Annotated in this window: 11 protein-coding genes; all 11 read left to right on the top strand. The window is 43.8% G+C overall.

Annotated features, from left to right (window positions below):
* The first annotated feature begins 3 nt into the window (after window positions 1-3).
* Window positions 4-1,281, top strand: a complete 1,278-nt coding sequence (purD, locus tag IEW82_RS06340) for a phosphoribosylamine--glycine ligase (protein ID WP_188690933.1) — start codon at window positions 4-6, stop codon at window positions 1,279-1,281.
* A 541-nt stretch (window positions 1,282-1,822) separates the two neighbouring features.
* Window positions 1,823-3,559 carry an adenine deaminase C-terminal domain-containing protein gene (locus IEW82_RS06335; protein ID WP_188691122.1) on the top strand — a complete coding sequence of 579 codons (1,737 nt, stop codon included), beginning with the start codon at window positions 1,823-1,825 and terminating at the stop codon, window positions 3,557-3,559.
* 16 nt (window positions 3,560-3,575) lie between these two features.
* Window positions 3,576-4,616 (top strand): DUF3048 domain-containing protein, encoded by a 1,041-nt coding sequence (locus tag IEW82_RS06330; protein ID WP_188690929.1) that lies wholly within the window; start codon window positions 3,576-3,578, stop codon window positions 4,614-4,616.
* Window positions 4,617-4,621: 5 nt separating this feature from the next.
* Window positions 4,622-4,921: a YerC/YecD family TrpR-related protein gene (locus tag IEW82_RS06325; RefSeq protein ID WP_188690926.1), complete on the top strand. Its 300-nt coding sequence runs from the start codon at window positions 4,622-4,624 to the stop codon at window positions 4,919-4,921.
* Between the two features lie 330 nt (window positions 4,922-5,251).
* Window positions 5,252-5,611 carry a MerR family transcriptional regulator gene (locus IEW82_RS06320; protein ID WP_188690922.1) on the top strand — a complete coding sequence of 120 codons (360 nt, stop codon included), beginning with the start codon at window positions 5,252-5,254 and terminating at the stop codon, window positions 5,609-5,611.
* Window positions 5,612-5,622: 11 nt separating this feature from the next.
* On the top strand, window positions 5,623-6,444 hold the full coding sequence (locus tag IEW82_RS06315; RefSeq protein ID WP_188690920.1) for an SDR family oxidoreductase: 822 nt from the start codon (window positions 5,623-5,625) through the stop codon (window positions 6,442-6,444).
* A gap of 830 nt (window positions 6,445-7,274) precedes the next feature.
* Window positions 7,275-8,291, top strand: coding sequence for a low-specificity L-threonine aldolase (gene ltaE / locus IEW82_RS06310; protein ID WP_188690915.1), 1,017 nt, complete (start codon window positions 7,275-7,277; stop codon window positions 8,289-8,291).
* 673 nt (window positions 8,292-8,964) lie between these two features.
* Window positions 8,965-9,672: a heptaprenylglyceryl phosphate synthase gene (gene pcrB, locus IEW82_RS06305; protein WP_188690912.1), complete on the top strand. Its 708-nt coding sequence runs from the start codon at window positions 8,965-8,967 to the stop codon at window positions 9,670-9,672.
* 18 nt (window positions 9,673-9,690) lie between these two features.
* The gene (gene pcrA, locus IEW82_RS06300; RefSeq protein ID WP_188690909.1) at window positions 9,691-11,925 is read left to right on the top strand and encodes a DNA helicase PcrA; all 2,235 of its coding nucleotides are present in this window, start codon (window positions 9,691-9,693) and stop codon (window positions 11,923-11,925) included.
* Between the two features lie 62 nt (window positions 11,926-11,987).
* Complete coding sequence (ligA, locus tag IEW82_RS06295; RefSeq protein ID WP_188690906.1) at window positions 11,988-14,006, top strand: NAD-dependent DNA ligase LigA; 2,019 nt, start codon at window positions 11,988-11,990, stop codon at window positions 14,004-14,006.
* Window positions 14,007-14,208: 202 nt separating this feature from the next.
* A complete protein-coding gene (locus IEW82_RS06290) occupies window positions 14,209-15,387 on the top strand; it encodes a CamS family sex pheromone protein (protein WP_229672396.1) in 1,179 nt (392 codons plus the stop codon).
* The last annotated feature ends 276 nt before the right edge of the window (window positions 15,388-15,663 follow it).

Here is a 15,663-nt window from a genome sequence, read left to right as displayed (position 1 = left end):
CGGATGAAGGTTCTTGTTGTCGGTAAAGGGGGCCGTGAGCATGCCATCGCTTGGAAGCTCAAACAAAGTGCACAGGTCAACGAAGTCTTTATTGCCCCAGGAAATGATGGTATGAATCGGGTGGCAACACGCGTTCCAATTGACGAAGCGGACTTTGAAGGGCTGATCAACTTTGTAAAAACGAATGCGATTGATTTAACAATAGTAGGTCCGGAACAGCCACTTGTTGATGGTATTGTCAATCGCTTTAAGCAAGCAGGCTTGACCATTTTCGGTCCTTCACAAGAGGCAGCGATGTTGGAAGGCAGCAAAGCCTTTGCCAAGGATCTGATGGGCAAGTATGCTATTCCAACAGCAGCCTATGACGTGTTCACCGATTATGACAGAGCGGTGGCTTATGTTCAACAAATGGGTACACCTATTGTCATTAAAGCGGATGGACTTGCTGCTGGGAAAGGCGTTACCGTTGCGTTGACGGAAAAGGAGGCACTCCAGGCATTAGCTGACGCTTTAAATGATCACCGGTTTGGTTCGGCGGGAGCTTCTGTTGTGATTGAGGAATACTTAACAGGAGAAGAATTCTCATTGATGGCGTTTGTAGATGGTGAAAACGTCTATCCGATGGTCCTTTCGCAGGACCATAAGCGGGCCTTTGAAGGAGATAAGGGTCCAAATACGGGGGGCATGGGGGCCTATTCTCCCGTTCCACAGCTTCCTGAAAATGCACTGGATATTGCCATGGAACGCATCATGGTGCCGACGGTCAAGGCAATGCAAAAGGAAGGGAAACCTTTCCAGGGCATACTTTATGCAGGGTTGATATGGACGAGTGCAGGACCTAAAGTGATTGAATTTAACTGTCGCTTTGGTGATCCAGAAACACAAGTGGTCTTGCCAAGACTAACATCCGATCTCTTTGCGGTCTTTTGGTCACTGGTACAAGGGGAAGTGCCAGAGCTGACATGGTCGGAAGAAGCTGCATGCGGTTTTGTTCTCGCTTCAAAAGGCTATCCGGGAGATTATGAAAAGGGATCAGAGATCATTGATCCCGAGCTTGCAGAAGACCAAGCCCTCATCTTCCATGCCGGTACAAAGTTGAAGGACGGCCAATGGGTGACTGATGGTGGCCGCGTGCTGCTCGCGACCTGTTTAGCTCCAACTTTATCAGAGGCTGTTCAACAAGCCAGAAGCGCTATTGAAAAACGAACCAATGCTAACACCTTTTATCGGACGGATATCGGGCATCGTGCCTTATTAAGCGAAAACACACACGGACGTTAAAAGCTCCGTGTGTGTTTTCGCTATTAGAAATTGAGTAAGGCTGCGAGTTTCCGAATCAGTGTGTGAGCGGAACAAAAGGTAGAGGCTAATTAACAAAAGCCGGTTTCAATGAAACAAAAGCGGCGCCCAGTTTAACAAAAGCCAGCCCAAGATAACAAATAAAATCCGAAGTTAACAAATAGGGAGCAAATCCGGGGGTCAAGTTTCCGAATCAGGGTGAGAGCGTAACAAAAGACAGAGACAAGTTAACAAAAGCGGCTCGAATTTTAAAAAGCCCCCTTCTAAATTGCGAATAAATTCCCTTAATAGCCAGGCATTGGTCTGGTTTTCTTTTTGTCCCATAAATTTGGAGAATGAGGAATAAAAACCGGTTTAAATACGCATACTAATTTTCTATGTGGTAGTTTTTGTGTCGCCTTGGATTGTATGTCATTAAATGCTAAATTTTCTAAATCCTCCTGTCAGGATATCTGACCTTATACTTTCGTAAATTACTTCTTTAATGTATGATAAAAAGGTGTCAATCATTAAAAGTGAGGCGATGGAGTTGGCTTTTTATCAGCCTTGGAGTAAATCACAACTGAGAGAACAGGCGGCAGTTGCCAAAGGTCACCGACAACCGACAAAAGTATTGAGTAAGGGAATTATTTTGAATGCGCATACAAAAAGATGGGAACAAGGAAATATATGGATATATCAGGATCGCATTATTTATGTGGGGGACAGGCTTCCGAGAGATCTTGATCAGGTTGAATTGATTGATTGTAGTGGAGACTACTTAGTCCCTGGTTATATAGAGCCTCATGCGCATCCCTTTCAGCTTTATAATCCATCCACATTGGCAGCCTTTGGTGCAACAGGAGGGACTACAACTTTTGTCAGCGATAACTTGATCTTTTATATGTTATTGTCAGATGAACACTCTTTCGACATCATTGAGCGGTTAAATGAAACACCAACGAGCTTTTTTTGGTGGTGTCGCTATGATGCACAAACGAAGCTGCAGGCGTCGCCCTACTCTGAGGACAGAATAAGAAGATGGCTTGAGCATCCCAATGTGATTCAAGGAGGGGAATTAACAAGCTGGCCGCAAGTTTTGCATGGTGATGATCAGCTTTTGGAATGGATGCAAATGACAAAACGGCACGGCAAAAGGATTGAAGGGCATTTGCCTGGAGCATCTGAGAGAACGTTGATTCAAATGCAGCTTTTAGGTGTGGATTGTGACCATGAAGCAATGACGGCAGAGGAAGCATGGACACGCCTTAACATTGGTATGACGACGTCGCTTCGCTACTCATCGATCCGGCCGGATTTACCTGTTATTTTAAAAGGGTTGTTAGAAAAAGGGGTGGAGAATTATCACCCTCTATATATGACAACAGACGGTTCGACTCCGTATTTTTATCAGCAGGGCCTTATGGATCGCACCATTGAAATTGCCTTAGAACAGGGTGTGCCGGCAATTGAGGCCTATCTTATGGCTTCACATAACATTGCCATCCATTATGGTTTACAGCACTTGGTTGGCTCAATCGCACCTGGACGAATCGCTCATATCAATATCCTAGAATCAAAAGAGAACCCAAAACCGGTATCTGTTTTAGCAAAAGGTGAATGGGTGAAAAAGCAACATCATACATATTACCCGGCATCTCCAATAGATTTTAAGAAAGAACTAGGGGCCTTGGCTATCGGGTGGGAGCTAACGGAAGAGATGCTGACTCCCAAGACAACCATTGGGATAGACATGACGAATGCGGTCATTACACAACCGTTAGAGCTTGAGACGCTACCCGCTGAGGATCAGCTTCCTGAAGACTTAGCTTATCTCACACTTATTGATGTTCAAGGAAAGTGGAAGGTGAGTACCTTTGTTAAAGGCTTTGCGAAAATGGATGGGTTTGCCAGCAGTTTTTCCTCGACGGGCGACCTCCTTCTTATTGGTCGAAAGAAGGCCTCTATTGTGGAAGCCTTTAGGCGACTGAAAGAAATTAAAGGGGGCATTGTTCTAGTTGAGGAGGCATCTTGCCAGGCGGAATTGAAGCTCCCAATAAGAGGTTGGCTATCGGAACAGCCGATGGAAGTGCTCGCTGAAGAGGAACAACACTTCACAACTTATTTACGGGAAAAGGGCTATGTATTTGCAGATCCTATTTATAGTCTGTTATTCTTCTCATCAACACATTTACCTTATATTAGAATCACACAGCTTGGTTTGGTGGACGTTATGAGAAACCGAGTCATTCATCCAGTTGAACAATTAACTGTCTCATAGGAGGGTGATACGGAGGATGAAAAAAACACTGGCGAGCGTGCTGCTATTACTAGGGCTTACGCTTCTACTTGTTGGCTGTACAGGAACACAGGAAAAGGATCGCACAGAATCCATGCAGGAGCAAAAGGCTGTCCCCGTTTCCAAGGAGCCTGTAAAGGTTTATCCACTCACAGGGCTACCGGCAGGGAAGGACGAGATTAATCGCCGTGTGCTTGCGGTGATGGTTAATAATCATGCCTTAGCGCGGCCACAATCTGGCCTTCATAAGGCTGACATTGTTTATGAGGCATTAACGGAAGGGCGGATCACACGCTTTTTAGCGATTTTCCAGAGTCAAAAGCCTGATGTCATTGGGCCTGTGCGCAGTGCTCGTCCTTATTTCATCAATCTAGCACAAGGCTATGACGCCATTTATATTGCTCATGGCTGGAGCCCGCAGGCAAAAAAAATGTTGACTACAGGGGATACTGATTATATTCAAGGGCTGTATCATGATGGGACATGGTTTCAGCGGGCGTCATTCAGGAAGGCGCCGCATAACTCCTACATTCCCTATGCGAATGCCATTAAGGGGGCGAAGGCAAAGGGATATGCACTTACTGAAGATGTCCGGCCTTTATCTTTTATGACAAAGAAGGCTATCAAGCATCTCAAAGGGCAAGCTGTGAACACAGCAACGATTACGTATGCGAAGGATAACGTTGTGAGTTATGTTTATCATGCGGAGGATGGCCTTTATTATCGTCATATTAATGGCGAGCAAGCCAAAGACCGTGAGTCCAAAGCGCCTTTAACAGCAGCAAATGTGTTTATCGTCAGTGCTGATCACTCTTTTTATAATAATAAAGATTATCGACGAGTTATTGATCTGGACAAAGGTGGAAAAGCTTATTTACTTCAACATGGCAAACTGCAAAAGCTGGAGTGGAAGAATGTGAATGGCCGAATTTTACCTTATAAGGATGGGGAAGAGGTTCCATTTATTCCGGGGCAAACTTGGGTCAATATCGTGGAACCTAGTTTAGAGAAAAATGTTAGCTTAACAGAAGGGGAGTAATAATAGTGCAAATTGATAAATTACGAGGGGATTCATTAGACCAGCTTTTCGAAGCTATTTTATCTCTTAAGGACCGTGAAGAGTGCTACCGCTTTTTTGATGACCTTTGCACGATGGGAGAAATTCAGACTATTGCACAGCGCTATCAAGTGGCACGAATGCTCCTCGACGGCTTTAAGTATCACCAAATCGAAGAGGGCTCGGGAGCCAGTGCCGCAACGATCTCGCGTGTCAAACGCTGTATTAATTATGGAAATGATGGCTATCAAATGACCTATGAACGCATCAAAGCTCATAAGGAATAGCTGGTGAGAAGCAACGAATGGGGACCCTGAATTTAGGACCCCATTTTTTTTGCGCTTTAAAAACTGAAACATTTGGACGTCGACTCCTGTGATGAGGCGCCTAGAATGGCGGGGCAAAGGCGCTTGACGAAGTGAACAAGTATAAGCCGAAGTTTTCTAACTTTTTTCTTGTCGTGAGAAACGTTGTGAAGGTATTTCAGGATGTGATTTATAACCTTTTTGAATGGATTTAACTGAACGCCTTGACATAGAGTGCGCTCTAGCTGTTAGGATTTAATTAACAAGAGAGGAGAAAAAAGTTCATGGAAAAGATAAGTAGGTGGGCTATTTATGCGTTTGCAAATTAGTCAGCTTTCCAAGGAAACAGGCGTGTCCATTCACACCCTTCGTTATTATGAAAAGGAAGGGATTCTTCCCCCTGTAAAACGTAATGAAAAGGGGATACGCATTTATGACACGGATGATATTGAGTGGATTAAATTCGCCCGCTGTCTTAGACAGACAGGGATGGGGATTGCTGAGATGAAACAATTCGCGCAGCTCGTCATTCAAGGAGAAGAAACAAAACAGGAGCGCATAAGGTTACTTCGACAACAAAATAGGCGAATCAAGGCTCAAATTGAACAATTAATGAGTTACACAGAGGTCATCAATCACAAAATAGAACTATACTCTTTAGAAGAAGAATAGGAGAGAGCGTAATGAAAACTGTATTGATTACGGGTGCGTCAAAAGGAATCGGAAGAACCACAGCCTTATATTTTGCGCGTAAGGGATGGAATGTCGTTGCAACTATGCGCTCTCCTGAAAAGGAAACCGAGCTTACTAAAGGCAAAAACATTTTGGTCACTTCTCTTGATGTAGAAAGCAAAGCATCGATCGACAGTGCAATTGAACAAGGAATCTCAACATTTGGGAATATTGATGTTGTTATCAATAATGCGGGGTATGGTGCATTTGGTCTCTTTGAATCTGCAACAGAAGAACAAATACAAAGACAATTTAATGTCAATGTTTTTGGACTGATGTGGGTAACGAAAGCCATTTTGCCTCACTTCAGAAAGAATCGCCAGGGTCTCATTATTAACATTACTTCTGAGGGAGGAAGAATAACCTATCCTTTGTTTTCGCTTTACCATGCCACGAAATTTGCTGTGAACGGGTTCACAGAGGCACTTCTTTACGAGCTGGCACCACTTAATATTCGGGTGAAGATTGTGGAACCAGGACCGACAAAAACGGAATTCGCAGGTAAGTCCATGGATTTCCTTGAGAATGAAAATTTGCTAGATTACAGTGAATTTGAATCTAAGGTTGGCTCAGTGTATGAAACCTTATTTGATCCCAATAAGATCTCTTCACCAGAATTCACTGCCGATGTGATTTATGAAGCAGCTACTGACCCTTCCAATCGGTTAAGATATCAGAGTGGTTCTGATCTCCTGAAAGAACGCGAAGCACTCACCGATGATGAATTTATTAACAAAGTAGCCCATCAATTTGGAATTCATCTTTCACAATAATAGGTGTATATCTGTAGAATAGCAAGAAAAGTTTTCCTATATTTCTGTAAAAGGGCTGGGGCAGAGGTTTTCAGCTCATAGAGAATCCGAACGTATTCACCATTTTGAAGGGATGCGTTCGGATTTTTGAGTGAGTCATGAAGTGCTCCATCAAAACACTTCGCTTTCCACGGTCACGGCCTAGAGGCACGCAGGAGGCGCTAGCTTTGGGTTTCGACGCATCATCGGGTCCCCGAAAAGTGTTCTTTACTTTTTGGAGGGGGCCTGAGATGCTAGCTTCGGCGTCGTCACATGGATGTGATGCTTTTAGTCGAAGGTCCTTGAAGGATCTGACACACTTAGCCGAAGTGCATTGAAAATGTAAGAGACTTAGGCTAAGAAGCCCCTGTTCCTGCGTTTACTAGACTTGCTTTATCGTCAACTTCCTCGGGACAATGCGTCGTTATTCGTGAAGTAACGCTGGTCACGTTCCCGCAGGAGTCTCCGTATTTTGACTACGCTTCCCGTTTCCCTGGCTACTTATCGTTCGGTAATCGAGTGATTTCTTTTCGTTTTGTCTCACCCTCTTTTTAACTATCGTTTTAAGTTATTACAGGAGGAAACAATTGCTTCTTATAAGACGTGTCTCAGGGAGCATTAGGACAGATGTAGATGTATGTTAGACTATTAAACTGAATTTTTCCTAAATGGAGGCTATTTAGTTATAATGTTAAGGAGTAGCTCGGTCAATGATCCATCCGATAAGTAAATGAAATGCTCTTATATGCCGACGAACAGCGCTCATAGCATGAGATCTTTTTAATAGAGAAGAGATGAGGAGGAGTAAACCGATGATTGATTTACGAAGTGATACAGTAACAAAGCCAACGGAAGCCATGCGTCGTGCAGCCTATGAAGCTGAGGTGGGTGATGATGTTTACGGTGAGGACCCAACGGTTAGAAAGCTTGAAGAAACGGCAGCAGAGCTTTTAGGGAAAGAAGAGGCATTGTTTGTCACAAGTGGCACACAAGGGAATCAGATTGCAGTATTATCCCATTGTGCCTTAGGTAATGAAATTATATTAGAGAAAGAGGCACATATTTTTTATTATGAAGGCGCGGCGATTTCCGCGTTTGCGGGCGTTCAGCCTCGAACATTGAAGGGCATTCGTGGAGCCCTACAACCAAGTGATGTAGTTGCAGCGATTCGCGATGATGATATTCATGTTCCTGAAACAGGGCTGATTTGTTTGGAAAATACCCATAATCGCGCGGGTGGAGCCATTATTCCTGTTGAAAACATGGCGCAAATCTATGCAATTGCAAATGGGGCACATATTCCTGTGCATTTAGATGGTGCCCGTTTGTTCAATGCGGTGGTAGCATCAGGGCATGCCGTTCAGGACTTCACTCAGTACACGGATACCGTGCAAATTTGTTTATCCAAAGGGTTAGGGGCTCCTGTGGGTTCGATCATTGCAGGAAGTCATGCCTTCATTAAGAAGGCACGCAAATGGCGCAAGCGTTTAGGGGGTGGACTGCGTCAGGTGGGCATTCTAGCAGCCCCGGGACTGATTGCTTTAACGCAACATGTAGAACGGCTCGCAGAGGATCATAAAAGGGCAGAGAAACTAGCGATAGGTATTGCTAATATTGAAGATTTGCAGCTAGCTAATCAAGTAGAAACCAATATATTGTTAGTAGATGTGGAGAAAAAGGGGATCACTGCCCATGAGTTCGTTGCTCAGTTAAAGGATAAGGGCGTCTTAGCAAATGCCTTTGGCCCAACCCTTGTTCGTCTGATCACCCACTATGATATTTCTGATCAGGATATTGATGATGTGTTAAGCGTTCTTCAGCATTTATGATTAAAAAACAGCCTCTATATAGGCTGTTTTTTTACGCAAGAAGCATTACTTTTCGGAAGACCTTATAAGTTCGGGCTTTGGCTTTCGTCATTAAAGCTTGGTGAGAGGTCAAGTTTTCTCAAATAATGAAAGTCTAAAATTTTAGGTGTTAATGGAGTAGATCGTGCACGTTTCCATTCCAAGCCGCCCGCAGGACTCTAGTATCGCATCATGAGTTAGCGGCGCTCGAGGAACAAACAATTTTAGAATGTTCCGAGTCTCGCGCCTTGCGCTCCATTCCACTTGACCAGGCACTGAAGCCTCTTTCATATTTCATGATGCTCTATACCAAGCAAGGACCGGGCATACGCTTTTCGCCCGGTTTTTCTTATAGAATATATAAATAAATCCTTATGTTTCAATTCTTTGTCAGCCCTATGTCGTTGAAGGTGGATATGGTATAATCCAGCTAGAGTCTTGCGGAGGTGCTTAAGAGTGTTGGGTCATTAAAAAGCTCAATGCGTTTTTTCAAAAGTCGTATATAGAGCGCGAAACATGAGGAAACTTTTCTCCTTCACTCCTTCCTTTTTTGAACCCCATTGTAGTTAGACAGGTGATTTCTATGTTAGTGATTTAAAAAACTGTCTAACGTAAACCTACACTCTGTGTCTTTTAGTTTTAGGAGGAACGAATTGTGAATGAATATAAGGCCTGGCGCCATGTATTTAAGCTAGATCCGAATAAAAAAATAGATGACGATGCGTTAGAACAACTCTGCGAATCTGGAACGGATGCAGTGATTGTTGGCGGGACGGATGGTGTCACGCTTGATAATACCTTGCAGCTATTGAGTAGAATTCGCCAATATGCGGTGGATTGTGCTTTGGAAATTTCGGCTATTGATGCCGTAACCCCTGGCTTTGACTACTACTTTATTCCAACCGTCTTGAACGCCGATCACCCAGATTGGATTGTTGGGATGCATCATGAGGCAATCAAGGAATTTGGAAAAACCTTAAATTGGGATGAGGTAGTGATGGAAGGGTATTGTGTTCTCAATCCTGCTTCAAAGGTCGCCAGCTTGACAGGGGCTGATACGGCGCTTGATTCTGAAGATGTGACAGCTTATGCAATGATGGCTGAACGCATGTTTCATTTTCCTGTTTTTTATCTTGAGTATAGTGGGATCTACGGTGAACTGGAGATGGTTCAGGCGGTGAAAAAGACACTGACGTGTGCCCAGCTTTTCTACGGAGGTGGGATTGATTCCGTCGCGAAAGCAGAGGAAATGGCGCGAGCCGCAGATACTGTGATTGTGGGGAACGTCATTTATCAGGATTTGAAGACCGCATTGAAGACCGTTAAAGCAGTTAAAAAAGTGATGCATAAAGCGAAACAGTAAAAATAGGAGTGAAAAAAGATGCAAGATTTAGTGGACAACCTCTTTCAGGGATTGAACCCTCAGCAGAAAAAAGCCGTTCAACATACGAAGGGCCCTTTGTTACTTATGGCTGGTGCAGGAAGTGGGAAAACGCGTGTCCTGACGCATCGGATTGCTTATTTGTTAATTGAGAAGGAAATCGCTCCTTGGAATGTGTTAGCAATTACTTTTACAAATAAGGCCGCTAAAGAGATGAAGGAGCGCTTGACAGGCTTAACGGGTCCACTTGCAGAGGATATTTGGGTATCAACGTTTCACTCAATGTGTGTACGTATTTTGCGCCGTGATGCCGATCGGATTGGGATCAACCGTAATTTTTCGATATTGGATACCACCGATCAGGTCTCGGTGATTAAACAAATTTTAAAGGAAAAGAATATCGATCCTAAGAAATTTAGCCCTAGAGCCATTCTTGGAACGATCAGCTCGGCAAAAAATGAGCTGCAAACGGCAAAGGATTACGGTCAAATGGCTAATGGTCCATATGAAGAGGTTGTGCGTGACGTTTACGTTGAATATGAGAAGCGTCTGTTGAAAAACCATTCTCTTGATTTTGATGATTTGATTATGACGACGATTCATCTTTTTAAGCGTGTCCCAGAATCCTTGAGCTTTTATCAGAAGAAATTTCAATATATTCACGTCGATGAGTATCAGGATACGAACAAAGCACAGTATACGCTTGTTAAGCTGTTGGCTGAGCGTTTTCGCAATCTATGTGTTGTCGGTGATTCTGATCAATCGATTTATAAATGGCGTGGAGCGGATATTAAAAATATTTTATCCTTTGAGAAGGACTATCCTGACGCTGAAGTCATTCTACTCGAGCAAAACTATCGGTCGACGAAAAAAATTCTGGAAGCAGCTAACCGTGTGATTGCAAATAACTATAGCCGCAGGCCCAAAAATCTTTGGACAAATAACACAGAAGGCCATCCCATTCATTATTATCGTGCAAATAATGAACATGATGAAGGTCGATTTATTGCGGGAAAGATCAGTGAGTTGACCAAGGATGGTTTTAACTTTGATGATATTGCCGTGCTCTATCGGACAAACGCCCAATCACGTGTCGTGGAAGAAATGCTTGTCAAGGCCAATATTCCTTATCGAATGGTGGGAGGCATTAAATTCTATGAGCGTAAGGAAATTAAGGATTTACTTGCTTACTTGCGTTTGATTGCCAATCCTGATGATGATATCAGCTTTGCTAGGGTAGTGAATGTACCTAAGAGAGGGATTGGGGCAGCATCGTTAGATAAGCTGGCAGACTATGCGCTACAAGAGGACTTGTCCCTCATCCAAGCGATTCAAGAAATTGAGCAAACGACTGTTCCAAAGAGGGCAGCCAAAGCACTTGTGGAATTTGCTGATCAAATCATCAACTGGTCACATATGCTCGATTATTTATCGGTGACGGATTTGGTTGAAGAGGTGCTGGATAAGTCAGGCTATCGTGAGGCGCTTAAAGAGGAGAAAACGCTAGAGTCCCAGAGTCGTTTAGAAAACCTCGATGAATTTTTATCTGTCACACAAGATTTTGAAAAAAATAATGAGGACAAATCTTTGATCGCTTTTCTTAGTGAGTTGGCTTTGGACAGTGATATGGGATTGGAAGAAGAGGATACTCAGCAGGGAGAAGGTGTCACCTTGATGACGCTTCATGCTGCTAAAGGATTGGAATTTCCTATCGTCTTTCTTGCTGGTCTTGAGGAAGGGGTCTTCCCACATAGTCGTTCACTCATGGAAGAAGAGGAAATGGAAGAGGAAAGACGCTTAGCTTACGTAGGGATTACCCGTGCAGAGCAGCGCCTGTACATTACCAATGCTCAAATGCGGACACTGTTTGGACACATGAATACCAATCCAGAGTCACGCTTTATCGGTGAAATTCCTGAAGAACTCATTGAAAGAGAAGAGAATGAGCGCTCCTTTGGCTGGGGTGGAGGAACAGCTTCAAGGTCTACCGTTTCCTTTCAATCCACTGCATCATCGGCAGCTCCCATACAAAGGCGCCCTATGATACCGAAAAAAAATGTGAATAGTGAAGGCCATTGGGCTGTTGGAGATCGTGTGAGTCATAAAAAGTGGGGAGAAGGCACTGTGGTAAGTATTAAAGGGGAAGGGGATTCTATGGAGCTAGACATTGCCTTTCCGAATCCAACAGGGATTAAGCGCCTGCTTGCCAGCTTTGCTCCCATCGATAAATTATAACATCTCGTCGTGTGGTGAAGAATGGGGTATATTAAGACGAGCAGCGAAAAGGAGGGCTTGTATTGGATCAAGAGCTTATTAAGCGTGTTGATGCTCTGCGCGAGCAATTAAATAAATATGGGTATGAATATTATGTGTTAGACCGTCCAAGTGTCCCAGATTCAGAATACGATCGCCTGATGAATGAGCTCATAGCTATTGAGACGGAGCACCCAGAGCTTATCACGCCGGATTCACCTACACAGAGAATCGCAGCAGCCCCTCTTGAGGCCTTTAATAAGGTGACACATAGGACGCCAATGATGAGCCTTGGGAACGCCTTTAATGAACAGGATATCCGTGACTTCGACCGGCGTGTGCGACAGGTTGTTGGCGACCAAGTAACCTATGTTTGTGAATTAAAGATCGATGGTTTGGCGGTATCCCTTAACTATGAACAGGGTCAATTTGTTCTCGGAGCCACTCGGGGTGATGGGACAACAGGTGAGGATATCACACAAAATTTGAAGACGATTCGTTCGATTCCTCTGAAATTAGCTGAACCAATTGATTTGGAGGTCCGGGGGGAAGCTTATATGCCAAGGCGTTCTTTTGAACGTCTTAATAAGCATCGCGAAGAAATGGGACTGGCTCTCTTTGCCAATCCACGTAATGCCGCAGCAGGTTCTTTAAGACAATTAGATCCAAAAATTGCCGCAGAGCGTAACCTAGATGTCTTCCTTTATCAGATTGCTAATAGCCATGATAAGCCGATAGAAAGGCATAGTGAAGGATTGGAGTGGCTGCAATCCATTGGGCTAAAGACCAACCCAGAATGGCGCCAATGCAGCTCCATAGAGGAAATCATCGCATTTATTGAGTACTGGACGGAAAAGCGTCCTGACTTAACCTATGATATTGATGGGATTGTCATTAAAGTCGATGCGCTTGATCAGCAGAGGGCACTTGGCTTTACCGCGAAAAGTCCGAGATGGGCGATTGCCTATAAATTTCCCGCTGAGGAAGTTGTGACAACACTTGAAGATATTGAGTTAAATGTGGGGCGCACGGGTGTGATTACCCCTACAGCTGTTCTTGCCCCGGTTTCAGTGGCTGGGACAACCGTCCAGAGGGCCTCTCTCCATAACGAGGATCTCATCCGTGAAAAGGATATTCGCATCGGAGATCATGTTGTGATCAAAAAGGCAGGAGACATCATCCCTGAGGTCGTCAATGTCTTAACTGAGCAACGGACTGGGAAGGAAACGCCTTTTTACATGCCCGAGCAATGTCCAGAATGTGGCAGTGATTTGGTTCGTCTAGAAGGGGAAGTCGCTTTGCGCTGCATCAATCCTAAGTGTCCAGCACAGATTCGTGAGGGACTCATCCACTTTGTCTCCAGAAATGCCATGAACATTGATGGATTAGGAGAAAAGGTGATTACTCAACTCTTTGAGAAAAAATTGATTGAGGATGTTGCTGATCTCTATCAGCTCACTTTTGATGACTTGATCAATATGGAACGCATGGGGGAAAAGTCTTCAATGAATTTGCTAGAGGCGATCGAAGCCTCAAAGCAAAATTCGCTGGAAAAGCTGCTCTTTGGTCTCGGTATCCGCTTTGTTGGAGCAAAGGCAGCGCGCACATTGGCAGAAGCTTTTCGTGATATCGATACGCTCATGAATGCATCGAAGGATGAGCTATTAGCGGTTGATGAGATCGGTGAGAAAATGGCCGACTCTATCGTCACCTTTTTCCAAAATGAAGATTTCCTTGTGTTAATTGATGAATTAAAATCCTACGGCGTGAACATGACCTATACAGGTCCTATCGTTCGTCAGGAGGATGTTGCGGATTCACCGTTTGCTAATAAGACAATTGTATTAACCGGTAAAATGGAGCAGCTTTCCCGGCCTGATGCCAAGGCGAAAATTGAAGCACTCGGTGGTAAGGTCACCTCGAGTGTGAGTAAAAAGACAGATTTGGTCATTGCGGGGGAAGACGCAGGCTCGAAGCTTGAAAAGGCGCAAAGCCTGAATATTGAAGTTTGGGATGAGGCACAATTTATGGCAGCGTTAGAGGAAGTCGCTGTTAACGAATAGGGAATCACTTCCTATAGCATAAAAAAATGATAATGGTAAAATGTTCTTTGGGGAAGTTGGGTATCGATGGTTAGCGATAAGATTCGAAAGCTTTGACTTTCGCTCTAAACTTGCCGATGCTCGCACAAGATTACTTATAAGTCTAAGTCAGTGAGTGCATCAGCCAAGTGGTGTAAATGAGGAGTTGACAGTTTTGAAACGAGTGGTTTTAGGATTGTGCCTGTTGTTTGTCTTGATTGGAACAACTGCGTGTACGATGCCGTGGTCTAAGGATGACAAGCAGCATACGTTAAAAAACACAAAAAAGGGTAATGATGAAAAAATCACCATTGTGCCTCAGGATAATGAAAAGGATTATCAGATTTGGCATTCAGATAAGACAAGCCCTTCGCGCGGTTATATTACGTATGGTGTCAATAATCGTTTAGATATTAATGAGATGGAAATGGGATTGATGCGCCTTTCTAAAAGTGTGTTTGACCCCGGAAAATATTATTTCCAAAGTGGGCGCTATATCAGTACAGATTTGATCGATGAAATGTTAGCGCGTAAGCTTGTAAAGGGAGAATCCTCTGATCTTCCAGGCGTCGATAAACAAGGGTTAAATCCGCCTTATGGAAAAGGGAGCGATATCGGAAAGCGTGCAACCGATGAGCCTAAAGAACTGAGCTACGTTTTAGAGCAGGATTACCTGACGAAGAATGGTAAGTTAAGCGGGGTTTCATTAGCTGTTTCTATGAATTCTGTCTACAACCAGAGTATTTATTACAAAAAGACAGGGAAAACCTACCCTGTGGATGTGACCTTAAATAAAACGGAACAAATGCAAAAGGGCAAGAGCTATGCTAATAAAGTCTTGCAGCGCATTCGCCAGGTCAAGGGTCTAGAGAATGTCCCTGTATTTGTCGCCTTATATCTCGAAGCAGCTCCCGGATATGATGCTCCTGGGCATTTTTACGCTGTTGGAACGGCGGATGGCTCGGCGCGCTCCATCAGCAAATGGAAGAATACGGGCGAGGATAATGTACTCTTTCCATCAAATGAGGCGGAAAGTAAATACAAGGATTACTATGATAAGTTTGATAAATTTAAGGACAAAATAAAAAGCTATTTCCCTAACTATACCGATGTCATTGGTCAAGGGTTCATCAAGGGAAATAAGCTACAAAATCTAACGATGAATATCAATATTAACTTCTTTGATGAAACGGAAATTGTCTCATTCACTAACTATATTTCTGGCCTGTTGCAGAGCAACAATCCTTTTGAAGTCCCTATTCAAATCAATATTAGCGATACGACAGGTCAACCGGAAGCTGTAGTAGTCAATCGCTCTGATATGGACAAACCCTTTGTTTATGTTTATGGAGCCACACACTGATAAATCTAATAGTTACTAGAACCTTTGCAGAGAGGGTGTCACAAAAGCAGGGCTTTTAATGACAGCTCTCTCCTTTTTTATTGGAAAATGGTCATGACAAGAGACAAAATAACAAATCAAAGCCGAAGTGAACAAGTCCATGGAGCAAGCTTCCGAATCAGAAGTCGAGCGCAACAAAAGAGAGGAAAAAGAGAACAAAAGCCAGCCACACAATAACGAATAGAGCTCGAAGCTTCCGAAAGGAGAACAAATCCGAAGGACAAGTTTCCGAATCCA

This window comes from Pullulanibacillus camelliae (genome assembly GCF_014642655.1).
Classification (GTDB): Bacteria; Bacillota; Bacilli; order Bacillales; family Sporolactobacillaceae; genus Pullulanibacillus; species Pullulanibacillus camelliae.
This window is presented reverse-complemented; position numbering and strand designations above follow the sequence as displayed.

What these genes read in the sequence shown, in the direction of transcription:
- IEW82_RS06320 (WP_188690922.1), top strand. Translation starts at nt 5,252, where the DNA reads ATGCGTTTGCAAATTAGTCAGCTTTCCAAGGAAACAGGCGTGTCCATT.
- IEW82_RS06330 (WP_188690929.1), top strand. Translation starts at nt 3,576, where the DNA reads ATGAAAAAAACACTGGCGAGCGTGCTGCTATTACTAGGGCTTACGCTT.
- purD (WP_188690933.1), top strand. Translation starts at nt 4, where the DNA reads ATGAAGGTTCTTGTTGTCGGTAAAGGGGGCCGTGAGCATGCCATCGCT.
- IEW82_RS06315 (WP_188690920.1), top strand. Translation starts at nt 5,623, where the DNA reads ATGAAAACTGTATTGATTACGGGTGCGTCAAAAGGAATCGGAAGAACC.
- ltaE (WP_188690915.1), top strand. Translation starts at nt 7,275, where the DNA reads ATGATTGATTTACGAAGTGATACAGTAACAAAGCCAACGGAAGCCATG.
- pcrA (WP_188690909.1), top strand. Translation starts at nt 9,691, where the DNA reads ATGCAAGATTTAGTGGACAACCTCTTTCAGGGATTGAACCCTCAGCAG.
- IEW82_RS06335 (WP_188691122.1), top strand. Translation starts at nt 1,823, where the DNA reads ATGGAGTTGGCTTTTTATCAGCCTTGGAGTAAATCACAACTGAGAGAA.